Origin of the sequence: Pantoea sp. sgz302252 (assembly GCF_047713085.1) — a bacterium.
In the GTDB taxonomy this organism is placed as follows: domain Bacteria; phylum Pseudomonadota; class Gammaproteobacteria; order Enterobacterales; family Enterobacteriaceae; genus Scandinavium.
This window is the reverse complement of record NZ_JBLFJW010000016.1, coordinates 90,980-116,980: the sequence shown is the minus strand read 5'-3', so window position 1 is coordinate 116,980 and position 26,001 is coordinate 90,980. Positions and strand designations below refer to the sequence as shown.

The 26,001-nt window shown below is 53.1% G+C and carries 22 protein-coding genes; 10 read left to right on the top strand and 12 right to left on the bottom strand.

The genetic code is table 11. The features are described from left to right. Nucleotides 1-13: 13 nt before the first annotated feature. Together ACLW56_RS13870 and helD are read right to left on the bottom strand one after the other, a co-directional pair. Nucleotides 14-1,339, bottom strand: a complete 1,326-nt coding sequence (locus tag ACLW56_RS13870; protein ID WP_330983077.1) for an IS4 family transposase — start codon at nt 1,337-1,339, stop codon at nt 14-16. A 102-nt stretch (nt 1,340-1,441) separates the two neighbouring features. After that, nucleotides 1,442-3,496, bottom strand: a complete 2,055-nt coding sequence (helD, locus tag ACLW56_RS13865) for a DNA helicase IV (protein WP_330984355.1) — start codon at nt 3,494-3,496, stop codon at nt 1,442-1,444. Nucleotides 3,497-3,620: 124 nt separating this feature from the next. On the opposite strand from helD, the gene ACLW56_RS13860 reads away from it, so the two are divergent. After that, on the top strand, nt 3,621-4,067 hold the full coding sequence (locus ACLW56_RS13860) for a YccF domain-containing protein (protein WP_330984354.1): 447 nt from the start codon (nt 3,621-3,623) through the stop codon (nt 4,065-4,067). A gap of 17 nt (nt 4,068-4,084) precedes the next feature. Next, nucleotides 4,085-6,220, top strand: a complete 2,136-nt coding sequence (gene yccS, locus ACLW56_RS13855; RefSeq protein ID WP_330984353.1) for a YccS family putative transporter — start codon at nt 4,085-4,087, stop codon at nt 6,218-6,220. On the opposite strand, the gene ACLW56_RS13850 is transcribed toward yccS, so the two are convergent. Further along, on the bottom strand, nt 6,208-6,828 hold the full coding sequence (locus tag ACLW56_RS13850) for a TfoX/Sxy family DNA transformation protein (protein WP_330984352.1): 621 nt from the start codon (nt 6,826-6,828) through the stop codon (nt 6,208-6,210). The genes yccS and ACLW56_RS13850 overlap by 13 nt on opposite strands. A 216-nt stretch (nt 6,829-7,044) precedes the next feature. Here ACLW56_RS13850 and sulA point away from each other — a divergent pair, with 216 nt between their 5' ends. Continuing rightward, nucleotides 7,045-7,542, top strand: a complete 498-nt coding sequence (sulA, locus tag ACLW56_RS13845; RefSeq protein WP_330984351.1) for an SOS-induced cell division inhibitor SulA — start codon at nt 7,045-7,047, stop codon at nt 7,540-7,542. A gap of 354 nt (nt 7,543-7,896) precedes the next feature. After that, nucleotides 7,897-8,949, top strand: coding sequence for a porin OmpA (gene ompA, locus ACLW56_RS13840; protein ID WP_330984350.1), 1,053 nt, complete (start codon nt 7,897-7,899; stop codon nt 8,947-8,949). Nucleotides 8,950-9,174: 225 nt separating this feature from the next. On the opposite strand, the gene matP is transcribed toward ompA, so the two are convergent. Beyond that, on the bottom strand, nt 9,175-9,627 hold the full coding sequence (gene matP / locus ACLW56_RS13835) for a macrodomain Ter protein MatP (protein WP_330984349.1): 453 nt from the start codon (nt 9,625-9,627) through the stop codon (nt 9,175-9,177). Nucleotides 9,628-9,811: 184 nt separating this feature from the next. Here matP and ACLW56_RS13830 point away from each other — a divergent pair, with 184 nt between their 5' ends. Together ACLW56_RS13830 and fabA are read left to right on the top strand one after the other, a co-directional pair. Then, nucleotides 9,812-11,569 (top strand): Lon protease family protein, encoded by a 1,758-nt coding sequence (locus tag ACLW56_RS13830; protein WP_330984348.1) that lies wholly within the window; start codon nt 9,812-9,814, stop codon nt 11,567-11,569. 69 nt (nt 11,570-11,638) lie between these two features. Continuing rightward, nucleotides 11,639-12,157, top strand: coding sequence for a bifunctional 3-hydroxydecanoyl-ACP dehydratase/trans-2-decenoyl-ACP isomerase (gene fabA, locus ACLW56_RS13825; RefSeq protein WP_330984347.1), 519 nt, complete (start codon nt 11,639-11,641; stop codon nt 12,155-12,157). A gap of 77 nt (nt 12,158-12,234) precedes the next feature. On the opposite strand, the gene rmf is transcribed toward fabA, so the two are convergent. The 6 genes from rmf to rlmKL all read right to left on the bottom strand — a co-directional run bounded on the left by rmf (nt 12,235) and on the right by rlmKL (nt 20,154). Further along, nucleotides 12,235-12,402 (bottom strand): ribosome modulation factor, encoded by a 168-nt coding sequence (gene rmf, locus ACLW56_RS13820; RefSeq protein WP_054179110.1) that lies wholly within the window; start codon nt 12,400-12,402, stop codon nt 12,235-12,237. Nucleotides 12,403-12,657: 255 nt separating this feature from the next. After that, entirely contained in the window at nt 12,658-13,221 is a 564-nt protein-coding gene (gene pqiC, locus ACLW56_RS13815; protein WP_330984346.1) for a membrane integrity-associated transporter subunit PqiC, read from the bottom strand. Then, nucleotides 13,218-14,858: an intermembrane transport protein PqiB gene (gene pqiB / locus ACLW56_RS13810; protein WP_330984345.1), complete on the bottom strand. Its 1,641-nt coding sequence runs from the start codon at nt 14,856-14,858 to the stop codon at nt 13,218-13,220. The genes pqiC and pqiB overlap by 4 nt, the downstream gene beginning before the upstream one ends. Before the next feature lie 4 nt (nt 14,859-14,862). Then, nucleotides 14,863-16,116 (bottom strand): membrane integrity-associated transporter subunit PqiA, encoded by a 1,254-nt coding sequence (pqiA, locus tag ACLW56_RS13805; RefSeq protein ID WP_330984344.1) that lies wholly within the window; start codon nt 16,114-16,116, stop codon nt 14,863-14,865. A gap of 15 nt (nt 16,117-16,131) precedes the next feature. Continuing rightward, a complete protein-coding gene (locus ACLW56_RS13800; RefSeq protein ID WP_330984343.1) occupies nt 16,132-18,036 on the bottom strand; it encodes an ABC transporter ATP-binding protein in 1,905 nt (634 codons plus the stop codon). Between the two features lie 12 nt (nt 18,037-18,048). After that, nucleotides 18,049-20,154 (bottom strand): bifunctional 23S rRNA (guanine(2069)-N(7))-methyltransferase RlmK/23S rRNA (guanine(2445)-N(2))-methyltransferase RlmL, encoded by a 2,106-nt coding sequence (gene rlmKL / locus ACLW56_RS13795; protein ID WP_330984342.1) that lies wholly within the window; start codon nt 20,152-20,154, stop codon nt 18,049-18,051. Between the two features lie 93 nt (nt 20,155-20,247). Here rlmKL and ACLW56_RS13790 point away from each other — a divergent pair, with 93 nt between their 5' ends. Continuing rightward, entirely contained in the window at nt 20,248-21,357 is a 1,110-nt protein-coding gene (locus ACLW56_RS13790; RefSeq protein ID WP_330984341.1) for a YcbX family protein, read from the top strand. Here ACLW56_RS13790 and zapC read toward each other — a convergent pair. Both zapC and pyrD read right to left on the bottom strand, forming a co-directional pair. After that, nucleotides 21,354-21,896, bottom strand: a complete 543-nt coding sequence (zapC, locus tag ACLW56_RS13785; RefSeq protein ID WP_330984340.1) for a cell division protein ZapC — start codon at nt 21,894-21,896, stop codon at nt 21,354-21,356. The genes ACLW56_RS13790 and zapC overlap by 4 nt on opposite strands. A gap of 167 nt (nt 21,897-22,063) precedes the next feature. Beyond that, complete coding sequence (gene pyrD, locus ACLW56_RS13780; protein ID WP_330984339.1) at nt 22,064-23,074, bottom strand: quinone-dependent dihydroorotate dehydrogenase; 1,011 nt, start codon at nt 23,072-23,074, stop codon at nt 22,064-22,066. A gap of 235 nt (nt 23,075-23,309) precedes the next feature. On the opposite strand from pyrD, the gene ssuE reads away from it, so the two are divergent. Genes ssuE through ssuD form a run of 3 tightly spaced genes read left to right on the top strand, consistent with a single transcriptional unit; the run spans nt 23,310 to nt 25,994 of the window. After that, nucleotides 23,310-23,885: an NADPH-dependent FMN reductase gene (gene ssuE, locus ACLW56_RS13775; protein ID WP_330984338.1), complete on the top strand. Its 576-nt coding sequence runs from the start codon at nt 23,310-23,312 to the stop codon at nt 23,883-23,885. Further along, nucleotides 23,878-24,852, top strand: coding sequence for a sulfonate ABC transporter substrate-binding protein (locus ACLW56_RS13770; RefSeq protein ID WP_415377821.1), 975 nt, complete (start codon nt 23,878-23,880; stop codon nt 24,850-24,852). The genes ssuE and ACLW56_RS13770 overlap by 8 nt, the downstream gene beginning before the upstream one ends. Further along, nucleotides 24,849-25,994, top strand: coding sequence for an FMNH2-dependent alkanesulfonate monooxygenase (ssuD, locus tag ACLW56_RS13765; RefSeq protein WP_330984337.1), 1,146 nt, complete (start codon nt 24,849-24,851; stop codon nt 25,992-25,994). The genes ACLW56_RS13770 and ssuD overlap by 4 nt, the downstream gene beginning before the upstream one ends. Nucleotides 25,995-26,001: the final 7 nt, after the last annotated feature.

The following is a 26,001-nucleotide window of genomic DNA, read 5'->3' as shown; positions in this document are numbered from 1 at the left end:
TAATGCCGTTCACTTAAGCCTCGCGTGACTTATAGCTGAACGGATATTTAGGCGGAATATAAAGCACCGAACGCTCGTATCGTCGGTGCTTTCTTTTTTCCGGAAGGATAAAGGCTTTTACATTTTCCCTCATTCCTTTCAGATGCTTAGGTATATTCCCCGTCGCGCCCTTACCACTCACCCTGACCTGCGATATCAGAATATTTAATGCCGCCACGAAACTTATCCGGGTTGGAATAACGCCGGCCTCTCCTGCAATATCCACCATTTCCTTTCTCAGCAGGTTGTACGACACCAGGATCCCCCACAGCTCCTGTTTTACCCCCTCCGGAAATCGGCTCCGCAGTGTGACCTCCCCCTTCAACTGCCGTCTTTTTAGCTCTCCATAGCCTAGTTCGATCTCCCAGCGTTCCCAGTAAATTCGCAGCAAATCTTCGACTGGCCAGGCGACCGGATCGGTCAGCGACGTTAAAAATCCCGTGATTTTCCCTTTACCGCCACCGCTGACATAACTCACCATCCTTGCCCGCCAGACTTCCGGGAGATGAGGCGCAGCCTTGCGAGCCTGAGGTGAAACCGGCATCTCAATCAGCATGTCGTAATCGCTGTATCGTTCGATAACCTCATAGCGGAGTTTACTTTTTACTGGTGTGAGCCAGTGTGTGCAGGCTCCGGCCTGCTGCCATTCCAGGAAAAAAGCCGCGCTGAAATAACAGCGGTCGAACAGGGTCAGCGTATGGTCAGGGGCGGAGGAAATCAGACGATGCGCCAGCGTTAGCTCCCCCTCGGCCACACCGCCAAACGCCGCATCCAGCAACATATGGGAATGGGTTGCCATCAGCCCGACCATCCGTACCTGCGGGAATGTCCCCGTGGACGGTTCGATAAACCCAAAAGCAGCGGCGTTCTCAGGTGAATCGGGCGTGCGAAAAAGTGTTCCGTCAACGCTCAGAACCCGGAGGCCATGGAACGTAGCGGGCCCGAGTGCCGCAGGTTGCCAGGCCTCGTTGCAGGCATGAAAAAGGTAGCGAAGTGGGGCTTCGCCCAGGCGCTGGCGTGCGGCAGTGAGTACGCTGGGGGCAAGGCTTTGATAACCGTCTTCAGGCTGGAGAACAATGTCGAGATGATGGCAGACATCTTTAATGGATAAGTCACGCAGCAACCCCATCATCAGAATAAGCCAGACAGCCTGCTCAGCAGGGAGGCGACGCCTGCGAATGCTGGCCTTCTGGCAGGCGCTTAATGCCTGGTGTATCCAGAGGGGGTCAAGGGAGCGAGAAAAAGCATCCAGCTCAGAGGCGAAAGCATCAACAACAAAATCCATATCCTGTTCAGACATAAAAAAATCCGGGAGCAGAGGGCTGTTCCCGGATTGTCTCTCACTGGCAGGATCGTTCAAGTACTCTTAAATGATCGGCATTACTCTGCTGAGGGGACTTTTTTAAGGTTTACGAACCACCGGGACATCCAGGTGTTTCAGAATATCGACGAACACCGAGGGTTGCTGTTTGTTGAACAGCAGCCAAACCCGTTCCCGCGCGCGGGTCATCGCCACATACAGCAAACGCCTTTCTTCCGCATCCTGGAAGTCTTCCGGCTGAGGCAATAACGCCTGCTCCATGATGGACTCCCGCGCCGGGGCCGGAAATTCATCCTGCCCTTCCTGTAAACCAAGCACGATAGCAAAATCGGCCTGCTGTCCTTTGCTCGCGTGAATGGTCATAAAGTCGATCTGCAATTTCGGCCAGCGGGTTGCTGCCTTCTCCAGTACCGTCGGTTTGAGATAGTGATAACGAGCCATGATCAGGATCCGTTGTTCCGGTTTCACAAATCCGCTTAATTTATCGAGAAGCGCATCCAGCTGATCGTCAGGCAGCAGGGTCACCGCTTTTTTATCACCCGCAGAAAGGCTGTTCAGCGGCTTGGCTAGCTGATGCGGGTTTTGCTGGATAAAGCGGTTAGCAATCTCGCCAATCCTGCTATTGAAGCGGTAGGTGGTGTCCAGGGCGCAGCTGTCGCCTTCACCAAAATAGTGTTCAAAAGCCGTAGTCAATGAGAGCTGTGCGCCACTGAATCGATAGATGGCCTGCCAATCGTCACCTACCGCAAACAACGTGGTTTGCGAGTTTTGCTTGCGTAAGGCAGCAAGAAGCGCCGCTCGCTGCGGTGAGATGTCCTGAAACTCATCCACCAGAATATGCTTCCAGGGGCTGACAAAACGGCCTTTCTCTAACACGTTAATGGCCTGATGAATAAGGCCGGAGAAATCGACCGCGCCTTCCTCTTTCAGCGCCGTTTTCCATGCTTTTAACAACGGAGCCATAAGTTTTACGCGCTTGCCAAACAGGTCACGTATCTCTTCTGGGGTGCTGTCGATCATCTCAGCCTGCGAGCCACCGTGCATACGCATCAGGCTGACCCAACGGTCAAGACGAGCGCCGATGCGCCGAACAATTTTCGGGTCGTGCCAGTAATCTTCTTCGGGCACGTCCCAGGCCATTTCCTCTTCAAGCCACTGCCGCCAGCCTTTCGCCTGCGCTTTTTTCTCCTGGCATTGCTGTTGCCAGCACTGGGTCAGCAGTTTTTGACGGGCCTGAGTATCGTTCTCCAGCTTAGTGATGACGGGCACTTTTTTACTGCCCTGCTGAATGATGTGCAGGGCCAGAGCATGGAAAGTTTTGGCGCTGATAGCTTCTGTGTTAAGGCGTTCGCGGATGCGATCATCCATCTCTTGTGCCGCTTTTCGGCCAAACGCCAGCAGTAAGATTTGGTCAGGAGCCGCTTCACCTCGGGTGAGCAGCCATCCTGCACGCGCCACCAGCACGGAGGTTTTCCCGCTTCCCGCGCCAGCCAAAACCAGTAACGAACGTTCACCATTCACCACCGCTCGTGCCTGAGCGCTATTGAGCGGTGAAGATTCTATGTGTTCAAAGAAACCGGAATATTGGGCTAGCATCGCTTTGGTATACGCCTGGTTGTGCTTCAACCGTGTGGCGCTGAGATCTTTCAACCACGCCTGACATTGCGCCCATAGCTCGCGGCAATTAGCGAAACTTTCAAGGCGACTTACCGGAACCGGTAAGGCTTCGAGGGAAGTGAGGATTTTTTGTTTTAACTGGGCCACCGCTTCACGAGTCAGCCATTTGCCTTCCGCACTGTGGTCAGAAATCACGGCCAGTTGCTGCTGCAACACGCCTGCCGCAACTGCGCTCATCTCGTCGCTCCACTGCTGCCAACGGATTTGCAAATGATGGTGGAAACGCTGGGTATCAGCCCATTCCGTGCCGTGCAAACGCACCACTTTATCGTCCGGAAGCACAAACTCCAGCTCGCCCCAGACCAGTCCTCGCTTGCAGTGAATGGCAGCCAGCTGATTAAACGGGATCAGGTATTCATGACGATCGCCAGAGACTTTCACGCCAGCATGAAGAAGTTCGACCCGATCGTAAGGATGTTGCGCCATTCGCTTGCCGAGCGCGGTTGCTTTTAGTTCCATGTCTTGCCAAATCCCGGATGTAGACTTATCCATGACAGTGTAACCGCCAGATACCAGGTGCTCCAGCGCAAAAAAACGTTACAATCGTCAGGTCTTCCTTTTCACAGGACTGAACTGAGGTCTTATGCGTACTATTTTGAATATTCTGAATTTTGTATTGGGCGGTTTTGCCACCACCCTCGGCTGGCTTCTGGCAACAGTGGTCAGCATCGTGCTGATTGTCACTTTGCCTCTGACACGTTCCTGTTGGGAAATCACCCGGCTGTCGCTGTTTCCGTTTGGTAACGAAGCCGTTCATGTCGATGAACTTAATCCGAATGAGAAAAGCGCGCTGATGAACACGGGTGGCACGCTGCTTAACGTGTTGTGGTTTGTGTTATTTGGCTGGTGGCTGTGCCTGACGCACATCGTCGCAGGTATTGCCCAGTGTATTACCATCATCGGCATCCCTGTGGGCATCGCCAATTTCAAGATTGCAGCCATTGCACTGTGGCCGGTGGGCCGTCGCGTTGTCTCTGTTGAGACCGCTCGCGCCGCGCGTGAAGCCAATGCTCGTCGTCGCTTTCAGTAACGGGAACTGACTGCCGTATGCTAAGTCCCTTATTGCAACGCTACACATGGAACAGTAACTGGCTTTATAACGTCAGGATCTTCATCGCCCTGTGCGGAACGACCGCCGTGCCCTGGTGGCTGGGCGAGGTCAAACTGACCATTCCTTTAACGTTGGGCGTGGTCGCCGCGGCGCTTGCCGACCTGGACGACCGCCTGGCGGGCCGCCTGCGTAATCTCGTGATTACCCTGGTTTGCTTCTTTATCGCGTCGGCTTCGGTTGAGCTGCTCTTCCCGTGGCCGTGGGCCTTCGCGCTAGGGCTGACGCTCTCTACCAGCGGTTTTATTTTGCTTGGCGGGCTTGGGCAGCGTTACGCGACCATCGCTTTTGGTGCTTTGCTGATAGCCATTTATACGATGCTCGGCGTTTCGCTTTACGAGCACTGGTATCAGCAGCCTTTACTGCTGTTGGCAGGTGCCGTGTGGTACAACCTGCTCACCCTGACCGGGCATCTGATTTTCCCCATCCGCCCGTTACAGGACAATCTGGCGCGCAGTTTTGGCCAGTTAGCCCATTATCTGGAGCTGAAATCCCGCCTGTTCGACCCCGATATTGAAGACCAGTCACAGGAACCGATTGTCGAACTGGCTATGGCTAATGGTCAGCTGGTTGCGACGTTAAATCAGACCAAAGCGAGCTTATTGACCCGCTTGCGTGGCGATCGCGGGCAACGAGGGACAAGGCGAACCCTGCACTACTATTTTGCTGCGCAGGATATCCATGAGCGAGCCAGCTCATCGCACGTTCAATATCAACCCTTACGCGATAGCTTCCGCTACAGCGACGTCATGTTCCGCTTCCAGCGCCTGCTTTCCATGCAATCTCAGGCCTGCCAGCAGCTCTCTCGTTCGATTCTTCTGCGCAAGCCTTATCAGCACGATCCTCGCTTCGAAAGAGCTTTTGCACATCTTGATGCGGCCCTGGATCGCGTGACCGCAAGTGGTGGCGATAAAGAGCAAGTGAAAGCGTTGGGTTATCTGCTCAATAACCTGCGAGCCATCGACGCTCAACTGGCGACCATCGAATCTGAACAGCAGTTGGCCATGCCGCAGAGTGAATCGGAAACCCAGCTCGCCGATGACCGCCTGCATGGGTTTAGTGATGTCTGGCTCAGATTGAGCCGCAATTTTTCACCTGAATCAGCCCTGTTCCGCCATGCTGTACGCATGTCGCTGGTGTTATGCGCAGGCTATGCGTTTATCCAGTTCACCGGGTTAAATCACGGTTACTGGATATTGCTCACCAGCCTGTTTGTTTGCCAACCGAACTACAACGCAACACGTCATCGCCTGGCATTGCGAGTGATCGGCACGTTAATTGGCGTCGCTATTGGGCTACCGGTTTTGCTGCTGGTTCCCTCTGTGGAAGGACAATTGCTGCTGATCGTGGTGACTGGCGTGCTGTTTTTTGCCTTTCGAAATGTCCAGTACGCACATGCCACCATGTTCATCACCCTGCTGGTTTTGCTGTGTTTCAATCTGCTGGGCGAAGGTTTTGAGGTTGCCCTGCCCCGCATTATCGATACGCTCATTGGCTGTGCAATCGCCTGGGCCGCAGTGAGTTTTATCTGGCCCGACTGGAAGTTCCGCAATCTGCCTATTGTGCTTGGCCGGGCGCTGGATGCGAACTGTCGCTATCTGGACGCCATCCTTGAGCAATATCATCAGGGCCGGGATAACCGTCTGGCATATCGAATTGCACGACGCGATGCGCATAACCGTGATGCGGAACTGGCTTCAGTGATCTCCAATATGTCGACTGAGCCCAGAGCAACCGCGGAGATGCGTGAATCGGCTTTCCGCTTGCTGTGCCTGAACCATACGCTGACCAGCTATATCTCTGCGTTGGGTGCTCACCGGGAAAAACTCACTAACGTGGACATTCTGACGCTGCTCGATGATGCCGTTTGTTATGTTGATGACGCTTTTCACCAACGGCCAACGGATGAGCAACGCGTTCAGGCTGCATTAGCCAGCTTAATGCAGCGCATTCGCGATCTCGATCCGGGTACTGAGACTAAAGCATCATTGGTGGTTCAACAGATAGGGCTGATGGTTAACCTGCTGCCAGAGATTTGCCATCTCCAGCAACAGGTGGCCCCTCACTCGTCGTAGTTTCCTTTCCCCGCCAGCAGCATCTCCGCCCAGGCCTGGAGATACTGTCGGCGGGTTTCAGGAATAATGGCGGCATGCATGCCCAGAATGGCGCCTTCCAGAGCAAACAGCACGCTGATGCTTAAATCTTTGCGGACGCAGCGCAACCGATACCAGACGGTAGCGGAACCCAACGCTCGCAGCATTTCGGGGTCGTGGATCCCGACTTCATGCAGCAACATTTCAAGCTGATAAGTAATGTTCGGCAGTTGCTTCATACGCCGCGAACTGTCTCGCTGCGTTTTCTCATTACGGGCATCCTGTAACGACTGTGCCGACTTCTGCAACAGCAGAGGCGGATCGCCCCACAAGCCTTCATCAACCAGATAATAATTCAGCGATACCGGACGCCCCCGCTTGCTCAAGGTCAACAACCTCTGCGGTGTCACCTCATAGCCCGCCTCTTGCTCACAGACCCTAAGATAAAGTTCTCCGTGTGCCACCATCGCAAAGACCGTATCGTCGATGGAAAGGCTGTAGCCTCCGAACAATTGCCGGTGATGAATACTTCCCAGAGAAGACAAACATTCTTCAGATTCATAGATCCTTTTATACGTCATATTTTTCATGATTCTTTCCTGTAATCATGGGGTTAAAGAAGTCATTTTTATAACGGATCCGTTAATGAGAAACATAGGGAACTTCATATGCTGGGGCAAGATGTTCTTATCGTCCGCAAAAGGATCTGTACAATTTTGCGAGGCGCTTTCAGAAAATGAGGTTGATCTTTAGGTTCACCAGGTATACTGTATATTCATACAGTAACCCACAGGGCGGGACACATTATGTACACTTCAGGTTATGCAAATCGCAACGCAATGGCTTCTGCAGCCGCAGTTCGTCAGCAACAGCACAGTACCACTGGGCTTATCAGCGAAGTGCTGTATCGTGAAGATCAGCCAATGATGACCCAGCTTCTGTTACTGCCGCTTTTACAGCAGCTTGGTCAGCAGGAACGCTGGCAGCTGTGGTTAACGCCGCAGCAGAAATTAAGCCGTCAATGGGTGCAGGCATCCGGTCTGCCTTTGTCTAAACTCATGCAGGTAAGCCAGATGTCTCCAGGCTCAACGCTCGAAAGCATGGTTCGTGCACTGCGCACCGGAAACTATAGCGTGGTGATCGGTTGGGTTTCAGAAGAGTTAACAGAAGAAGAGCATCTTCGTCTGGCCAATGCGGCTGAAGAAGGTAACGCGATGGGGTTCATTATGCGCCCCGTAAGCACCACTTCTCAGCCATCGAGACAGTTTTCTGGCCTGAAAATTCACTCTGATTTGTATCATTAAGTGAATTTAGGAGTTTTCCTGGTATTTTTTTTGCTCGAACGATAGCCCTTTCATTTACGGGGTCAATTTTAGCAAGATGCTTGTCTGGTGCGGTTTCCGGCATTTTCCCATGAACAAAAAATCAACATAAATGTTAAATATTGTGTATACAACTCTTTTTTTTTCATATGCCTGACGGAGTTCACACTTGTAAGTTTCCAACTACGTTGTAGACTTTACATCGCCAGGGGTGATCGGCTTAAGCCACAGATATGGCGTACTTATGAATTAGGTCCCGCCCCCGGTGAAGGATTTAACCGTGAACTTCTACATGGATATTCATGGCGATTTTTGGATGATAACGAGGCGCAAAAAATGAAAAAGACAGCTATCGCGATTGCAGTGGCACTGGCTGGCTTCGCTACCGTAGCGCAGGCCGCACCGAAAGATAACACCTGGTATGCAGGTGGTAAGCTGGGTTGGTCCCAGTTCCACGATACCGGTTGGTATAACAGCTCCCTGAACAACAACGGTCCAACCCACGATTCCCAGCTTGGCGCTGGTGCTTTCGGTGGTTACCAGGTAAACCCGTATGTTGGTTTCGAAATGGGTTATGACTGGCTGGGTCGTATGCCTTACAAAGGCTCCGTACAGAACGGCGCATTCAAAGCTCAGGGCGTTCAGCTGACGGCTAAACTGGGTTACCCGGTAACTGACGATCTGGACATCTACACCCGTCTGGGCGGCATGGTATGGCGTGCAGACTCCAGCAACAACGTTGCTGGCGACAACCACGACACTGGCGTTTCCCCAGTATTCGCTGGCGGCGTGGAGTGGGCAGTAACCCGCGACATCGCTACCCGTCTGGAATACCAGTGGGTTAACAACATCGGCGACGCGGGTACCGTTGGCGTGCGTCCAGACAACGGTATGCTGAGTGTAGGTGTTTCCTACCGCTTCGGCCAGGGCGAAGTTGCTCCAATCGTAGCTCCGGCTCCGGCTCCAGCTCCAGAAGTACAGACCAAGCACTTCACTCTGAAGTCTGACGTGCTGTTCAACTTCAACAAAGCAACGCTGAAACCAGAAGGTCAGCAGGCACTGGATCAGCTGTACACTCAGCTGAGCGATCTGGATCCTAAAGACGGTTCCGTCGTTGTTCTGGGCTTCACCGACCGTATCGGTTCTGACGCTTACAACCAGAAACTGTCTGAGAAACGTGCTCAGTCTGTTGTCGACTACCTCGTCTCTAAAGGTATCCCGGCTAACAAGATCTCCCCACGTGGTATGGGCGAATCTAACCCAGTGACTGGCAACACCTGTGACAACGTGAAAGCTCGCGCTGCACTGATCGACTGCCTGGCACCAGATCGTCGCGTAGAGATCGAAGTTAAAGGCATCAAAGACGTTGTAACTCAGCCTCAGGCTTAAGTTCTCGTCTAATAAAAAACCCCGCAATGCGGGGTTTGAGACTGATGACAAACCTCTAACGAATACCGTTTTGTCATGGGTGGCAGAACAAAAAATAAGGAAAATCAATTTATTGATTTTCGGCTGCTCACCACAAAGAAGGAAAAACCACGCTTTTTCCTTCTTTGTCAGCAATCTGAAACCCCGCGATGCGGGGTTTTTTTTATGCTTTATTCACCGTAAGTATCATTCTTTTCCCAGAAGCGCCTGCAAATCTTGCTTGAGCGTGGTCATCTTGCTCGCGTACTTCTCTTTATTTTCCGCATCTTCAATCAGCTGCACGACGGTCTCTGAGAGTGTCTTCCCTCTTCTTTGAGCCAAACCTGCCAACCGTTGCCAGACGATGAACTCCAGATCGATAGACTTCTTACGAGTATGCTGATGTTCTGCATTGAAGTGCCGCTTGCGGCGTGCGCGGATAGTCTGCTTCATTCGGTTGAACAACGCAGGATTCATGTGCTGATTAATCCACTCATTGACCTGCACAGGTTTGTTCTCGAACGTCAGTAGACTATCTACGGCTTCTTGCGCGGCGCTGGTTTCAATGTAGCGGGTGATCAACTCGCCTTCCCGGTGTTTTTTGACCAGGTACTTCCATTTCCAGCCGCTTTCAAGGTTTTCCAGTTGTTGATATTTCATCGCGATCCCAATGTGACCGTGTAACTCATTTCAGAATAACAGGTTTTTGCTAATGTGCTGAGAAGAAATCACCCTCCCGTCGTAAGGCTAACCCCACTCTGAAAGTTGCCCGCTAATCCCCGTGTGCTCACTCTCGCCTTGAGGTATAATCACCCGCTTTACATCTGACTAAAAAACAGCGACTTTGACGATTACTAAACTTTCACAGCGCGATCTTGTCCCCGATCTCGAGGCTTATCAGACGCTGTTTACCCAGCCAGATTTGGCAACCGAAACCGATTCCTTACCCGGCGAACTGCAGGCCCGTCTGCATTATGCGCTGGACCAGTTCCTCTACCCACAAGCCATTTCCGATTTTCTGCTGGTAAAGGCACCTGAAGAGCCTGAATACCTTGCGCTGTTGGCTGATGCTACGCGTGAGCTTCGTAAGGCTCCTGATGCCCTTCACGGTGTGCGCTATACGGTTAATGGCGCTCAAATCAGCCAAACTGTGGCAGAAAATTCTGATGATAACTTCGCAAGCCAGGGGCCAGTGATTCAGGCTGACTGGGTTGAAGCTGAACAGCTGTTCGGCTGCGTGCGTCAATTCAATGGCGAAATCTCACTGCAACCTGGCCTTGTTCATCAGGCTAACGGTGGCGTGTTGATTCTTTCTCTGCGAACGTTGCTTTCACAGCCTCTCCTCTGGATGCGGCTGAAAAACATTGTTTCGCAGCAGCGTTTTGACTGGCTGACCTTCGATGACTCGCGCCCTCTGCCTGTCTCCATCCCTTCCATGCCGTTATCGCTCAAAGTGATGCTGGTCGGTGAACGAGAATCGCTGGCTGATTTTCAGGAGATGGAACCGGAGTTATGCGAAAAAGCCATCTACAGTGAATATGAAGACAATCTGCAAATTGTCGATGAAGAAGCGCTGAAAAGCTGGTGTCAGTGGATCTGGCATGTTGCTCGCGGGTTGAATCTTCCGGGGCCGGCAACGGATGCCTGGCCGCTGCTCATTCAGGAAGGCGCTCGCTATACCGGCGATCAGCAGACACTGCCTCTGTGCCCTTTGTGGATTGGCCGCCAGCTGCGTGAAGCAGCCGCTTTCTGTGAAGGAGATGCCTTTACAGCTGAGCAACTCGCCACGATGCTCAATCAGCGCCAGTGGCGTGAAGGCTACCTTGCTGAGCGCATGCAGGATGAAATCCTGCTGGAGCAGATCCTGATTGAGACCGAAGGCGAGCAGATTGGCCAAATCAACGCCCTGTCTGTGGTGGAGTTTCCAGGCCACCCTCGCGCATTTGGTGAGCCATCGCGTATTAGCTGTGTTGTGCACATTGGCGACGGTGAGTTCACCGATATCGAGCGGAAAGCGGAACTGGGCGGCAATATCCATGCGAAAGGCATGATGATCATGCAGGCCTTTTTAATGGCTGAATTGGGGCTTGAGCAGCAGATTCCTTTCTCAGCGTCTCTGACGTTCGAGCAGTCCTACAGCGAAGTCGATGGTGACAGTGCGTCCATGGCTGAGCTTTGCGCCTTAATCAGTGCCCTTTCCGGTGTGCCGATTAATCAAAGCCTGGCGATTACGGGTTCTGTCGACCAGTTCGGCCGTGTTCAGCCCGTGGGCGGTCTGAATGAAAAAATTGAAGGGTTCTTTGCTATCTGTCAGCAACGCGGTTTGACAGGCAAGCAAGGGGTCATTATCCCTGTAGCCAACGTACGTCATCTCAGCCTTGCACAGGATGTTCAGCAGGCTGTGGAAGCCGGAGAGTTCTCTCTCTGGGCCATTGATGATGTGGCGGATGCCCTGCCATTGTTAACACAATTGGTCTGGGATGAAGAAGGACAGACAACGCTTCTGCAAACCATTCAGGAGCGTATTGCTCAGGCAAATCAGCAAGATACCCGGCATCGTCCGTGGCCGCTGCGCTGGTTAGGTTGGTTCCAGTCGAACTGATCGGACTTGTTCAGCGTACACGTGTTAGCTATCCTGCGTCGCGAACTCAAAATAAGGCTTACTGAAAACATGGTAGATAAACGCGAATCCTATACAAAAGAAGACCTTCTTGCCTCCGGTCGCGGTGAACTGTTTGGCGAAAAAGGCCCGCAGCTGCCGTCAGCCAACATGCTGATGATGGACCGTGTCATTAAGATGACCGAAACGGGCGGTAACTTTGATAAAGGCTACGTGGAAGCAGAACTGGATATCAATCCAGACCTGTGGTTCTTCGGTTGCCACTTTATTGGCGACCCGGTAATGCCTGGCTGCCTCGGCCTGGATGCGATGTGGCAGCTGGTTGGTTTCTACCTCGGCTGGCTTGGCGGCGAAGGCAAAGGCCGCGCGCTGGGTGTGGGCGAAGTGAAATTCACCGGTCAAATCCTGCCAACCGCGAAGAAAGTGACTTATCGCATTCACTTCAAGCGCGTCATCAACCGTCGTCTGATCCTGGGTATTGCGGATGGCGAAGTGCTGGTTGATGGTCACAAGATTTATGAAGCAACCGATCTGAAAGTGGGTCTGTTCCAGGACACTTCATCTTTCTGATCCCTTTAGCCTTTTGATGGCTTAAGAAACGGCGAAGCCTCTGCATGCAGAGGCTTCTTTGTTTTAAAGAGACAGCATCAGGCGATTACTGCCCTGTCCTCCATGGCTTCTCGCCAGCCTCCCAGCCAGTGAGACCTTTGATTCAAGGTCTGATACGGACAGATTTCTTTTGATTTGCCAGCGATGCCAGCCTGGTACCCACGTTGATGTGCCCGTTCCAGGCGATCACGTTTTTGTCTCTTCATGCCTCGTTTCCCTCATTTTTTGATCTGGTGGAAAAGAAAACAATGGTCACCAAATGTGCAACCACACATAACGAATAACCCGAATCCGCCACATCGTCAATGCGCAAAATTCACGCCAGTGTCATATTTGTGAGCTAGCCAGAAGTTCATTTGTACAAAAACTGTGAGCCAGGACAACTAACAAACTGAAGGCAAAAACAAAAAAACCGCAGTCAGAATCGCTTCTGCTGCGGTTTCAGAGATGATTAATTTTCCTTATGGCAGACGATTCATCTCTTGCGCAATCGCCTTCGCTTCCTGTTCCCAGGTCTGAGCCAGCAGTTTAACCATCGCATCGTAACCGTCTTGCTGCTGCTTCGTCTCAATGTGGAACGGGCGCTTAATCAGCTGTCCACGATGATTCAGCAGCCATTCTCCGCTGACCACCACTGTGCCGTCATAGCGGCCGTGGAAGCCGCTAACGTTGACGTTAAGCGTGTCCTGGTCTGTGCCTAACGGCTGAGAAGCCACAACCCAACCCGGCAGCTGATTACTCAGATTCGCCACCAGTGTAGTACGCAACTGCTGATCCAGTGGGCTGGCCCACAGGTTGTTATTAGCAATCACATATTGCACTTCGCTGGTCTGATACACCACGCCGTTGCCAGCAAGATAATCAGGGATGTTGACCTGTTCAACCCACAGCAGGTGCCCACCCTGGCTGGCTGTGCTCTGCACGCCAGCCTGAGGCACAGGCAGCTGATAGTAAGTCTTGTTGTCACCACTGCTGCTGCATGCTGCCAGCAAGCATGCCATTACCACAGGTAGCCATTTTTTCATTCTTTTGCCCTCTTCGGCTGCGGATCCTTTTTATCCTTCGCTTCAAACACCAACGCATTGCTCTTATCATTCAGCGTTTTCAGCACAGGCTGCAGTTCACGCAGCACCTGATCCAGACGTTGCATATCCGCCACCATCTTGTTGTACGCCGCGGAGCCCGGCTGGAAGCCTTGCATACTGCGATTCAGCTCACGCAGTGTTTTCTGCATGTCTGTTGGCAGGTCCTGCATCGACTGGCTGCCGGTGATTTTGTTCAGATTGTCGAGCGTCGTCTGAACGTGTTTCATCGTCGTCTGGCTTTCTGCCAGCGTGTTGGTTGCCTGCTGAAGCAGCGGGTTGATTGGCAGATTGTTAATCTTATCCAGAGCTTCCATCAGACGTTGCTGGATTTGCGCCAGACCGCCGCTTACCGTTGGAATAATCGCGTAACCACCAAACTCACGGAATTTACCGCGTGGTTCGGCTTTCGGATAGAAGTCCAGATCAACATACAACGCCCCGGTCACCAGGTTGCCGGTTTTCAGCGCTCCACGCAGGCCACGATTCATCAACTCATCGATATGTGCGCGAACATCTGTATCACCACCAAGTTGATTAATCAGACGCTCTGGTTCTATGCGAATCTGTACCGGAATGCGGTAATCATCATTCAGACGCTGATGCAGTCCTGGGATAAAGAATGGCACTTTCCCGACGGTGCCCAGGCGAATGCCACGGAACTCGACAGGGGCGCCCGGCTGCAGGCCACGAACCGAATCTTTAAAGAACATCACGTAGTCGATGTGCTGGGTGTAGATAGAATCCTGAATGGTTTTCTGATCGTCAAACAGGTGGTATTCCGTTTTGTTCGCCACCGGTTCGCCGAGATCCAGTCCATCTGGTACATCAAAACTCACCCCGCCGCCAAACAGCGTCGAGAGGGAACCCATTTCAACACGCATCCCCGCCGAGGTCAGATCGACCGCAATACCGCTGTCTTTCCAGAAGCGCACGTTGGTCGTCACCAGACGATCGTTAGGCGCATTGATGAAAAGCTGATAAATGATATTGCGCTTTTCCGGGTTAAAGTTGCTGGTTTCCACCGAGCCAACGCGATAACCACGGAACAGCACCGGGTCGCCCGGAGAGAGTTGCCCGGCTTTGTTGCTTTCCAGCAAGATACGGATCCCTTTCGCGTCTGGTGGCGCAAGCGGTGGCGAATCCAGCAACTGGAACTGCGAAGGATTTGATCCTTTGGTTCCCGGCTGAAGTTCGATGTAAGCCCCTGAAAGCAGCGTGCCAAGCCCGCTGATCCCCTCACGGCCAACCTGTGGCTTCACGACCCAAAAGACCGAGTCACTGTGGAGCAATTTCTCCATACCAGAATTAAGGCGAGCCTTAATTTCAACATGCGTCAGATCGTCTGTCAGGGTCGTGCTTTCGATAACCCCCACGTCCACGCTGCGGCTTTTGATGCGGGTTTTTCCGCCTTCGATGCCTTCAGCGTTGGTGGTGATGAGCGTCACTTCCGGGCCTTGATGGCTGTAATGATAGAAGAGGATCCACGCGCCAATCAGCGCGGTGACGATGGGAAAGATCCACACCGGCGACCAGTTCTTCACCTTTTGCACTTTGGCCTCTCCACTCTTATTTTCCATGGTGTTACTTTTCCTCATGGCTTGATTCTGGCTCACGATCCCACAGCAAGCGCGGGTCGAAGGTCATTGCGGAGAACATGGTCATCACAACCACCAGCGCGAACATCACTGCCCCCATCGCCGGATAAATACTCATCAATCCTCCCATCCGCACCAGTGCTGACAGTACGGCAATTACAAACACATCAATCATTGACCAACGGCCAACAAATTCGACCACCTCATAAATCAGATGCATCCGCTCACTGTCACGAGTGCCGTTGCCGTTGGCATTCCAGCATAGCCAACCGATGGCCATCATTTTGAGTGTTGGCACCATAATACTGGCGATGAAAATGACCATTGCCACCGGATACGACCCCTCACTCCACAGCAACACCACCCCGGCAATAATTGTCGAAGGCAGTTTTTCACCCAGCAGATCGGTAATCATGATCGGCATAATATTGGCAGGCAGATAGAGGATGATGGAGGTAAAGAGCAACGCCAGCGTCCACTGCAAGCTGTGTTTGCGACGCACGAAACCTTTTGTTTCACAGCGTGGGCAAACAGGTTCATCTGCAGGTAGGATGGCAGTACAGCATGAGCATGAACGCAGCCCCTGACGAATGCCCGTAACACCGACTTTTAAGGGCTGTGCAAGCACAGGCATCGGGGAAATATCGTCCCAAAGCCAGCGCCGATCGACACACTGAAAAGCACGCAGTTGCAGCAAACAGAACATACACCAGGGCAAGAAGCTACTGCCCACCCCAATATCGCCGTAAGCCATTAACTTAACGAAGCTCACCAGCACGCCCGCGAGAAAAATCTCGGCCATGCCCCAGCTTTTAAGATGGAAAAGAATACGAGCTAAAAAGACCTGCACTTTGACCGGTAAAGGCACACGGTTGACCAGCATGATGATGGTCACGAGGCAGAACGCAGGCACCAGTTGCACAAACAGCAAGAAGAACGTCCCGAGGCTTGCGTAGTCTTCCGTAAACAGAACCTGCGGGATTTCCAGTAGCTCGATTTCACTGCCGATCCCGCCCACCTTCATGTACACAAAAGGGAACAGGTTCGCCAGTAGCAACATGAACAGCGCCACAATGGCATAAGCCGTTGGGCGCTGACGCGGTTCGTCCCATTCCGTGGTGAGCGTCGTACCGCAACGTGGACACGACGCTTTATGTCGGTGCTCAAGGTGCGGTAAGGCCACCAGCAGATCGCATTGTGGGCAGAGGATATGCCCCGCAGCATGATGATCATCGCACATGAACGTTCCTCTAAATTAACCGCCGTTTTTTAACGCTTCCAGCTCTTCCCAGCGCTCAAAAGCCGTTTCCAGTGCTTTCTCTGCTTCTGCCATTGCGCTCAGAACCCCTTGAGTATGGTCATGAGACTGGCTAAAGAAAGCGGGATCGGCCACCTGGGCCTGCAATCCTTCGAGGTTGGCCTCAAGTTCTTCAAGTCGCTGAGGAAGCTGCTCTAATTCGCGCTGCAGGTTATAGCTTAGTTTGCTACTGGCGCGTTTGACAGTTCCTGCTTTAGGCTGCTCTTTCGGAGTCATTGTATTGACTGACGATTTTTGCGCCAATGACTGCGACTGCTGGCCGCGAGCGTCGTGATACCCCCCGACGTAAGCGCCAATCTTGCCGTTGCCTTCAAAAATCCAGCATTCGGTCACGGTGTTATCCACGAACTGACGGTCGTGGCTCACCAGCATCACCGTGCCCTGATAGCTGTCGATCAGCTCTTCAAGCAGCTCAAGGGTTTCGACATCCAGGTCGTTCGTCGGTTCATCGAGGATCAACAAGTTACTTGGCTTGAGGAACAAACGGGCCAGCAGCAGACGGTTACGTTCGCCACCGGACAAAGCACGCACCGGCGTCATGGCGCGTTTCGGATGGAACAGGAAGTCCTGCAGGTAGCCCAGCACATGGCGTGGCTTACCGTTGACCATCACTTCTTGTTTACCTTCCGCCAGGTTATCCATCACGGTTTTATCCGGATCGAGTTCTGCACGGTGCTGGTCAAAATAGGCCACTTCCAGCTTAGTGCCACAGTGAACACGACCGCTGTCGGCCTGAAGCTGGCTGAGCATCAATTTCAGCAGCGTGGTCTTCCCGCAGCCGTTCGGGCCAATCAGGGCGATTTTGTCGCCGCGTTGAACCTGAGCAGAGAAGTCTTTCACCAGCACTTTGCCGTCTACCTGATAATTGACGTCTTCCATCTCAAAGACGATTTTGCCGCTACGGCTCGCCTCTTCCACCTGCATTCTGGCGGTGCCCATCACTTCGCGACGCTCGCTGCGTTCACGACGCATGGCTTTCAGGGCGCGAACGCGGCCTTCGTTACGAGTACGGCGCGCTTTGATACCCTGACGGATCCACACTTCTTCCTGCGCCAATTTGCGATCGAACTCGGCATTTTGCAGTTCTTCCACGCGCAGGTTTTCTTCTTTCTCAAGCAGATACTGATCGTAGCTACCCGGATAGGTCACCAGTTTGCCGCGATCGAGATCGACAATACGGGTGGCCATATTGCGGATGAACGAACGGTCATGCGAGATAAAGATGATGGTGCCTTTGAAGGTTTTCAGGAACCCTTCCAGCCAGTCGATGGTTTCGATATCGAGGTGGTTAGTCGGTTCATCGAGTAACAGAACGCGCGGGCCGCTAACCAGCGCACGCCCTAACGCCGCTTTACGCAGCCAGCCGCCGGAGAGTGAACTCAGCGGCATATCAGCATTCAGCCCCAGCTGTTCCAGCACTTCATTGATACGGCTTTCGAGCTGCCACAGATTGTGGTGATCAAGCAGTTCCTGAAGCTTCGCCATCTCATTGAGATTTTTATCGCTTGGGTCCGTCATCACCAGATGCGAAATCTCGTGATAGCGCTTCAGGTATTCTGCCTGCTCTTCAATCCCTTCGGCGATGAAGTCATAAACGCTGCCCTGTACATTACGCGGCGGATCCTGTTGCAGACGTGCAACCACCAGATCCTGCTCGTAAATAATGCGGCCGTCGTCCAGACCCTGCTCACGGTTGAGGATCTTCATCAGCGTGGATTTACCCGCGCCGTTACGCCCGACCAGACAAACGCGCTCGTTATCTTCGATATGCAGTTCCGTGTTGTCCAGGAGCGGCGCATCGCTGAACGACAGCCACGCGCCATGCATGCTAATTAAAGACATTTATTCTTTCCTTCAGGCTGAAGTGATCAGCCAGCAGTTGTGGATCTGGCGGTTACGGGCAAAGTCCGGTGAAAGCGTTTTTTGGGTGATTTCTTGTGCTTTCAGGCCAAGTTTTGCCAGACCGTCGTGGTCAAGTTTGAAGCCGCGCTTGTTGTTGGAGAACATGATGGTGCCGCCTTTGCGCAGCAGGCGCTTAAGATCGGTCATCAGCTTCAGGTGATCGCGCTGCACGTCAAACGTGTCTTCCATCCGTTTGGAGTTAGAGAAGGTTGGCGGATCGATAAAGATCAGGTCGAACTGTTCATCGGCGTCACGCAGCCAGCCCAGCACATCAGCCTGCAACAGACGGTGCGGGCGGCCCGTTAAGCCGTTGAGGCGCAGGTTGCGCTCCGCCCACTCCAGATACGTACGAGACATATCAACGGTGGTTGTACTGCGCGCGCCGCCGAGACCGGCGTGAACGCTGGCGCTGCCGGTATAAGAGAACAGGTTAAGAAAATCTTTACCTTTACTCATTTGACCCAGCATGCGACGAGCGATTCGGTGGTCGAGGAACAGACCGGTATCGAGATAATCCGTCAGGTTAACCCACAGGCGTGCGTTGTATTCGCTGACCTGCATGAATTCGCCCTTCTCGCTCATCTTCTCGTACTGATTTTTCCCCTTCTGACGTTCACGGGTTTTCAGTACCAGTTTGTTCGGTGCAATGCCCAGTACCGAAATGGTCGCCGCGATGACATCAAACAGGCGATGACGTGCTTTGGTCGCATCAACGGTTTTCGGTGGAGCATATTCCTGAATCACCACCCACTCACCGTAACGGTCAACGGCAACGTTGTATTCCGGCAAATCGGCATCGTACAGGCGGTAGCATTCAATGCCTTCCTGACGCGCCCATTTTTCCAGTTTCTTCAGGTTCTTGCGCAGACGGTTGGCATAATCGTCAGCGAGCATGACAGGTGCTGCGCCGTCGGTTTCTGCCAGATGATAGTTTTTCTGCACGCAGTCCAGCGGGCCATTTTTGGCTTTAAACTGGCGTTCGGCACGCAGCTGCAGGCAGCTCAGCAAATCAGGTGAGGCGCTGAACAGAGACAAATTCCAGCCGCCAAACTGAGTCTTCATGATACGGCCCAGCAGATTGTGCAGGGCAATCAGTGCGGGTTCGCTATCCAGTCGCTCACCGTACGGAGGGTTACTGACCACTGTACCGTAAGGGCCTTTCGGCAGGGGATTGCTGAGCTTAGCGACATCTTTCACTTCGAAAGTGATCAGATCGCCAATCCCTGCGCGGCGGGCGTTGCTGCGCGCTCGTTCAATCACGCGGCTGTCGATATCCGAACCGTAGAAACGGGATTCATACGCAGCAAGCCCTGCACGCGCACGAGTCTGGGCGTCGGCTTTGACTTCTTGCCAGACGGACTCATCATGCTGCGCCCAGCCTTTAAAGCCCCAGTGACCCCGGTGCAAACCTGGCGCACGGTCAGTTGCCATCATCGCCGCTTCAATCAGCAGCGTACCGGACCCGCACATTGGGTCGAGCATCGGCGTACCCGGCTGCCAGCCAGAACGCATGACGATAGCCGCAGCCAGCGTTTCTTTGATTGGCGCGATACCCGTCGCATCACGATAGCCACGCAGGTGCAGGCCTTCGCCGCTCAAATCGAGAGAAATGTGCGCCACTTCTTTATTCAGACGCACGTTAATACGCACATCCGGGTTTTCTTTATCCACGTTAGGACGCGGCAGGTTTTTGCGGGTGAACGCATCAACGATGGCGTCTTTCACTTTCAACGCCCCGTACTGGCTATTACGAATTTCTTCGTTCACGCCGCTGAAATGCACCGCGAAGGTCGCATCCTGATTGAACATCTCTGTCCAGCCGATCGCCTGCACGCCGAGATACAGGTCCAGGTCGCTGTAGACCTTGCATTCGCTCAGCGGCATCATGATGCGCGACGCCAGACGGCTCCACATCAGACTCTGGTAGAGCAGTCGCGTGTCTCCCTCAAAGTGGACACCACCCTGAACTACCTGGCAGCCGCTCGCTCCCAGTCCTTCAAGTTCAGTTTTTAACAGCTCTTCCAGCCCGCGGGCTGTACTGGCAAACAGAGAATTCATATCGTCACTTATTACTCACAGAAAATTGTTGCGCATTATAGCGAATATAGGCTTCATAGAGGGCGACTTTTTTTCTTTACAGAGGACAACGGAATGGCGACGTTATCACGGCTCTTTATCCATCCAGTTAAATCGATGCGGGGGATTGGCGTCACGCACGCGCTGGCCGATATCAGCGGGATGAGTTTTGACCGTATTTTCATGGTAACGGAACCTGATGGAACGTTTATCACCGCTCGCCAGTATCCACAGATGGTGCGCTTCACGCCCGTTCCTGTTCATGATGGGCTGCATCTCACTGCACCTGATGGCAGCTCGGCGGTAGTGCGTTTTGATGACTTTACGGCGGAAGCCTCACCGACTGAAGTCTGGGGTAACCACTTCACGGCTCGCATTGCCCCTGAATCCATCAACCTTTGGCTTACCGGCTTTTTCAAACGCGATGTTCAGCTGCGCTGGGTCGGCGCTCAGCCGTCGCGCCGGGTGAAACGCTTTGATGCCGTTCCGCTGTCGTTCGCCGATGGTTTTCCTTATTTGCTCACCACTGAAGCCTCGCTGCGTGATTTGCAGAACAAATGCCCGGCCAGCGTGCAGATGGAACAGTTTCGCCCGAACCTGGTCGTGACGGGCACAAAAGCGTGGGAAGAAGACACCTGGAAAGTCGTGCGCATCGGCGAAGTCGTGTTTGATGTGGTGAAACCTTGCAGCCGCTGCGTGTTCACAACGGTCAGCCCGGAAAGGGGGCAAAAACACCCGTCTGGCGAGCCACTCACAACACTACAAAGCTTCCGTACCGCGCTGGATAATGGCGATGTCGATTTCGGGCAAAACCTGATTGCCCGCAACAGCGGTGTAGTGCGAGTCGGCGACGAAGTGGAAATTCTGCAAACTGGCCCGGGAAAACTCTACGGCGCAGGTGAAACGGAAGAGAGATTTGAGCTTGATGTCACCACCGATAAGCTGGTCGATATCGACTGGCAGGGTGAAGTGTTCAAAGGGAATAACCAACAGGTTTTACTGGAACAACTGGAACAGCAAGGCATTCGTGTGCCCTACTCTTGCCGGGCTGGGATTTGCGGCAGTTGCCGAATTACATTGCTGGAAGGGGAAGTCAGCCCGTTGAAAAAGAGCTCTGTCGCGGAAGATGGCACCATTCTTTGCTGTAGCTGCGTGCCGAAAACCGCCCTGAGACTGGCGCGTTAAACCGCCTGGCCGTAGCTGAGACTGTCCATCAGCGGCTGCGGCTGAAGTCTGTCATTCATCACTTTAATCGCATCGCCCAACTGCATGGTACGACCGGCAAGCATCAGCCCCGGTTGTGCCAACAAACAAAGCGCGGCGTTATCACCCGGTTCAACAACCAGCAGATTCACTCGCTCACCGGAATCGCTCAGCCACACCTGTGCGGCATCGCCCGTTACCGGCTGCCAGTTTTCACCGTGCGCCACGAAGTGCCAACTTTTTGGCATTTGTGGTTTGAGGAAGCGGATGGCCACCAGCGCATTAAGAATCAGCTCAGCGCGGTGTTCTTTGGACAATTCGAGGTCACGGCATTTTTCTTCAAACGAGAAGTAGAGAGCGGCGTCATCAACACAAAAGCCTGTTGGATCAAAGGCATCCGGTGTCAACATCCGGCGAGCATAACGCGAACGAAATAACATGCCATTGGCTAAATCGAGCATCATTCGATCATGCTCTTCATCGAAATACCAGCGCCAGTTATCGTCAGGTTTAATTCGCATTTCTCTCCCCCGTCCTCATAGGCATCCTGTGCCTGGAACAACATAATCCCGTTTCGTTATTTGCCTGAATTAAGAAAAGACCATAAAGTTTAATTTAGCAACATTTGGGGAATATAAAACAACCAGGGCAGGAAATAAAGCCCTGGTTGAAAATTGCGCAGGAAAGATTAGATGTGGGTAACGATTTCTTTAATCAACGGTGGGCCTTTAAAAATAAACCCGGAATAGATCTGAACCAGCGTAGCACCTGCCGCCATTTTCTCACGGGCAGCTATCACAGAATCGATACCACCTACGCCAATAATCGGCAGTCTGCCTTTTAATTCTTCGGATAACCGGCGAATAATTTCTGTGCTTTTTAACTGTAATGGACGACCGCTTAAGCCACCCATTTCATCGCAATGTTTCATTCCCTGAACGAGAGAACGATCGAGTGTGGTATTGGTCGCAATAACACCATCAATATTATGGCGAACTAAACTGTCAGCCACCTGGATCAATTCTTCGAATGAAAGATCCGGTGCGATCTTCACCGCCACCGGAACATATTTATGGTGGATCGTCTGGAGTTCTTTTTGTTTATTTTTAATAGCCGAAAGCAGATCGTCGAGCGCTTCACCATATTGTAAGGTGCGCAGGCCAGGGGTATTTGGCGAAGAGATGTTGATCGCAATATAACCGGCATAGGCATAGACTTTTTCCATACAAATCAGATAGTCATCTTTACCTTGTTCAACAGGCGTATCTTTATTCTTGCCAATATTAATACCCAGAATACCGTCAAAATGCGCCTTTTTGACATTCTCGACCAGGTTGTCTACGCCATGGTTATTGAAGCCCATGCGGTTGATCAACCCTTCGGCGTCGACCAGACGGAAGATCCTCGGCTTGTCATTCCCCGGCTGCGGACGTGGTGTTACGGTGCCCACTTCAATCGAACCGAAACCCATTGCGCCTAAGGCATCAATGCACTCTCCATTCTTGTCGAGACCGGCGGCCAATCCAAGGGGGTTTTTAAACGTCAGCCCCATACAGGTTAGCGGCTTTGACGGCACTTTTTGACGCACTAACGCTTCAAGTGGCGTGCCGGTGATGCGGCGTAATTGCTGAAAGGTCAATTCATGAGCGCGCTCTGGATCGAGCTGGAATAGGGCTTTACGAACGAAGGGGTAGTACATGAACTCTCCTGGATTCCCGGTGTGCAAACCGGGGGCGTATTATGGGTGATCTCACCGCGAAAGGGAATTGACCTGCGGCAAAAAAACGCGGTTCTACGCAAACGTTGTCCTATTTGCACTTTTCAGCAAACCAGTGCCGGATAAATCATTTAGCGATCGCCTGCCCCTCTGCGACACTCCGAACAAATGTTATCAATGTTAGATAAAATCAAACATTTGGTTATAAGGAGCGATTATGCGTGTCATCACGATAGCGGGTAGCCCGCGCTTTCCTTCCCGATCCAGCGCCTTGCTGGAATATGCCAGAGAAAAACTGTCGGCAGTGGATGTCGAAGTCTGCCACTGGCATCTGCAAAACTTTGAACCAGAAGACCTGCTCTTTGCCCGATTCGACAGCCCTGCCCTGCAGGCGCTCATCGAACAACTGGCGCACGCTGATGGCCTGATTGTGTCGACGCCTGTCTATAAGGCTTCTTTTTCTGGCGCGCTAAAAACCTTGCTCGATTTGCTTCCAGAACGAGCCCTTGAAGGCAAAGTCGTTTTGCCGCTGGCAACCGGTGGCACCGTGGCTCATATGCTGGCGGTGGATTACGCGCTGAAACCTGTGCTCAGTGCGCTGAAAGCTCAGGAGATCCTGCACGGCGTATTTGCCGACGACAGTCAGGTTCAGGATTACCAGCATAAGCCGCAGTTCAGTCCCAACCTTGAAAAACGCCTCGACAGTGCGCTGGAAACCTTCTGGCAAGCCCTGCATCGCCGTGATATTCGCGTCCCGGCTTTCCATTTAAAGCAAGGAGTCGCCCATGTTTAATCTGTTTCGCCCCCGTTTTCGTAGCCTCGCCCTGAGCGGATTACTCACGCTTTCCGCGTGGAGTCACGCCGCGGAGACTGCTCCCGATGCGTTACGCATTGGCTACCAAAAAGGCAGCGTGAGCATGGTGCTGGCGAAAAGCCACGAGCTGCTGGAAAAACGCTATCCGAACACCAAAATTTCGTGGGTGGAGTTTCCTGCTGGCCCACAAATGCTGGAAGCGCTTAACGTTGGCAGTATCGATCTCGGCAGCACGGGCGATATTCCTCCTATTTTTGCCCAGGCCGCTGGGGCGGATTTGGTGTACGTCGGGGCTGAACCCGCCAAGCCGAAAGCTGAAGTTATCCTGGTGCCGGAAAACAGCCCCATCAAAACCGTGGCCGATCTGAAAGGCCATAAAGTTGCCTTCCAGAAAGGCTCCAGTTCACACAACCTGCTGCTGCGCGCACTGCAATTGGCAGACCTGAAGTTTACGGATATTCAGCCCACTTACCTGACACCGGCAGATGCTCGTGCAGCCTTTCAGCAAGGCAATGTCGACGCCTGGGCAATCTGGGACCCGTACTATTCCGCCGCTTTGCTGCAAGGCGGTGTTCGTGTACTGACCGATGGCAGTGAGCTGAAGCAAACCGGTTCGTTCTATCTGGCCTCGCGTCCTTACGCTGAAAAGAACGGGGCCTTTATTGAAGGCGTACTCGATACCTTCACCCAGGCTGATGCGCTCACGATCAGCCAACGTCAGCAGAGCACTGAACTGCTGGCCAAAACGATGGGGCTGCCGGAAGCGGTGATCGCCAGTTACCTCAGCCACCGTCCGCCTACATCTATTACGCCAGTCAGCGATGAAACCGCACGTCGCCAGCAACAAACCGCCGATCTGTTTTACGAAAATCGCCTCGTCCCGAAAAAGGTCGATATCAAAAGCCGTATCTGGCAACCCACTTCTGCCCAGGGAGCAAAATCATGAGTCTGAATATGTTCTGGTTTTTACCGACCCACGGTGACGGTCACTATCTCGGCAGCGACGATAATGCCCGCCCTGTCGATCATAGCTATCTGCAACAAATTGCTCAGACGGCAGACAGGCTTGGCTTTACCGGTGTGTTGATCCCCACAGGACGTTCCTGCGAAGACGCCTGGCTGGTAGCAGCCTCGATGATCCCGGTAACCCAACGCCTGAAATTCCTGGTCGCACTCCGCCCAAGCGTGATTTCCCCTACTGTTGCCGCGCGTCAGGCCGCAACGCTGGATCGTTTATCTAACGGCCGCGCCCTGTTCAATTTGGTCACAGGCAGCGACCCGCAGGAACTGGCCGCTGATGGCGTGTTCCTCGACCACACCGAACGTTATGAGGCATCGGCGGAATTTACTCATATCTGGCGGCGTTTGCTGGAAGGCGAAACGGTCGATTTCGACGGTAAATACCAGAAAATACAAGGGGCAAAATTGTTGTTCCCTCCAGTACAACAACCTCGTCCCCCGCTTTATTTTGGCGGGTCTTCGGATATCGCACAGGAACTGGCTGCGGAACAAGTCGATCTCTATCTGACCTGGGGCGAGCCGCCAGAACAGGTGAAAGAGAAAATCGCCCAGGTTCGTGAGAAAGCGGCAAAGCACGGGAGAAAAGTACGTTTTGGCATTCGCCTGCATGTGATTGTGCGTGAAACCAATGCCGAAGCCTGGGCCGCTGCCGACCGTCTGATCTCGCGGCTCGACGATGACACGATATCCAAAGCGCAGGCCGCGTTCGCCCGTACCGATTCTGTCGGGCAACAACGAATGGCTGCCCTGCATGGCGGACGGCGCGAGAAACTCGAAATCAGCCCTAATTTGTGGGCAGGAGTAGGCCTGGTTCGCGGCGGCGCTGGCACGGCTTTAGTCGGCGATGGCCCAACGGTGGCTGCGCGTATCAATGAGTATGCGGCGCTCGGCATCGACAGCTTTGTGCTTTCCGGTTATCCGCATCTGGAGGAAGCCTGGAAAGTGGGTGAATTGTTGTTCCCTCACTTAGATGTCGCGATCCCTGAAGTGCCTCAGCCGCCTGCGTTGCAGGTTCAGGGTGAGGCGGTCGCCAATGAATTCATCCCGCGCAAAGTCGCGCAGAGTTAAGGAGAGC

What these genes read in the sequence shown, in the direction of transcription:
- sulA (WP_330984351.1), top strand. Translation starts at nt 7,045, where the DNA reads ATGTACACTTCAGGTTATGCAAATCGCAACGCAATGGCTTCTGCAGCC.
- rlmKL (WP_330984342.1), bottom strand. Translation starts at nt 20,154, where the DNA reads ATGAATTCTCTGTTTGCCAGTACAGCCCGCGGGCTGGAAGAGCTGTTA.
- rmf (WP_054179110.1), bottom strand. Translation starts at nt 12,402, where the DNA reads ATGAAGAGACAAAAACGTGATCGCCTGGAACGGGCACATCAACGTGGG.
- ACLW56_RS13870 (WP_330983077.1), bottom strand. Translation starts at nt 1,339, where the DNA reads ATGTCTGAACAGGATATGGATTTTGTTGTTGATGCTTTCGCCTCTGAG.
- ACLW56_RS13790 (WP_330984341.1), top strand. Translation starts at nt 20,248, where the DNA reads ATGGCGACGTTATCACGGCTCTTTATCCATCCAGTTAAATCGATGCGG.
- ompA (WP_330984350.1), top strand. Translation starts at nt 7,897, where the DNA reads ATGAAAAAGACAGCTATCGCGATTGCAGTGGCACTGGCTGGCTTCGCT.
- pqiC (WP_330984346.1), bottom strand. Translation starts at nt 13,221, where the DNA reads ATGAAAAAATGGCTACCTGTGGTAATGGCATGCTTGCTGGCAGCATGC.
- matP (WP_330984349.1), bottom strand. Translation starts at nt 9,627, where the DNA reads ATGAAATATCAACAACTGGAAAACCTTGAAAGCGGCTGGAAATGGAAG.
- pqiA (WP_330984344.1), bottom strand. Translation starts at nt 16,116, where the DNA reads ATGTGCGATGATCATCATGCTGCGGGGCATATCCTCTGCCCACAATGC.
- ACLW56_RS13800 (WP_330984343.1), bottom strand. Translation starts at nt 18,036, where the DNA reads ATGTCTTTAATTAGCATGCATGGCGCGTGGCTGTCGTTCAGCGATGCG.
- ACLW56_RS13770 (WP_415377821.1), top strand. Translation starts at nt 23,878, where the DNA reads ATGTTTAATCTGTTTCGCCCCCGTTTTCGTAGCCTCGCCCTGAGCGGA.
- zapC (WP_330984340.1), bottom strand. Translation starts at nt 21,896, where the DNA reads ATGCGAATTAAACCTGACGATAACTGGCGCTGGTATTTCGATGAAGAG.
- ACLW56_RS13850 (WP_330984352.1), bottom strand. Translation starts at nt 6,828, where the DNA reads ATGAAAAATATGACGTATAAAAGGATCTATGAATCTGAAGAATGTTTG.
- fabA (WP_330984347.1), top strand. Translation starts at nt 11,639, where the DNA reads ATGGTAGATAAACGCGAATCCTATACAAAAGAAGACCTTCTTGCCTCC.
- yccS (WP_330984353.1), top strand. Translation starts at nt 4,085, where the DNA reads ATGCTAAGTCCCTTATTGCAACGCTACACATGGAACAGTAACTGGCTT.
- pqiB (WP_330984345.1), bottom strand. Translation starts at nt 14,858, where the DNA reads ATGGAAAATAAGAGTGGAGAGGCCAAAGTGCAAAAGGTGAAGAACTGG.
- ACLW56_RS13860 (WP_330984354.1), top strand. Translation starts at nt 3,621, where the DNA reads ATGCGTACTATTTTGAATATTCTGAATTTTGTATTGGGCGGTTTTGCC.
- pyrD (WP_330984339.1), bottom strand. Translation starts at nt 23,074, where the DNA reads ATGTACTACCCCTTCGTTCGTAAAGCCCTATTCCAGCTCGATCCAGAG.
- helD (WP_330984355.1), bottom strand. Translation starts at nt 3,496, where the DNA reads ATGGAACTAAAAGCAACCGCGCTCGGCAAGCGAATGGCGCAACATCCT.
- ssuD (WP_330984337.1), top strand. Translation starts at nt 24,849, where the DNA reads ATGAGTCTGAATATGTTCTGGTTTTTACCGACCCACGGTGACGGTCAC.
- ssuE (WP_330984338.1), top strand. Translation starts at nt 23,310, where the DNA reads ATGCGTGTCATCACGATAGCGGGTAGCCCGCGCTTTCCTTCCCGATCC.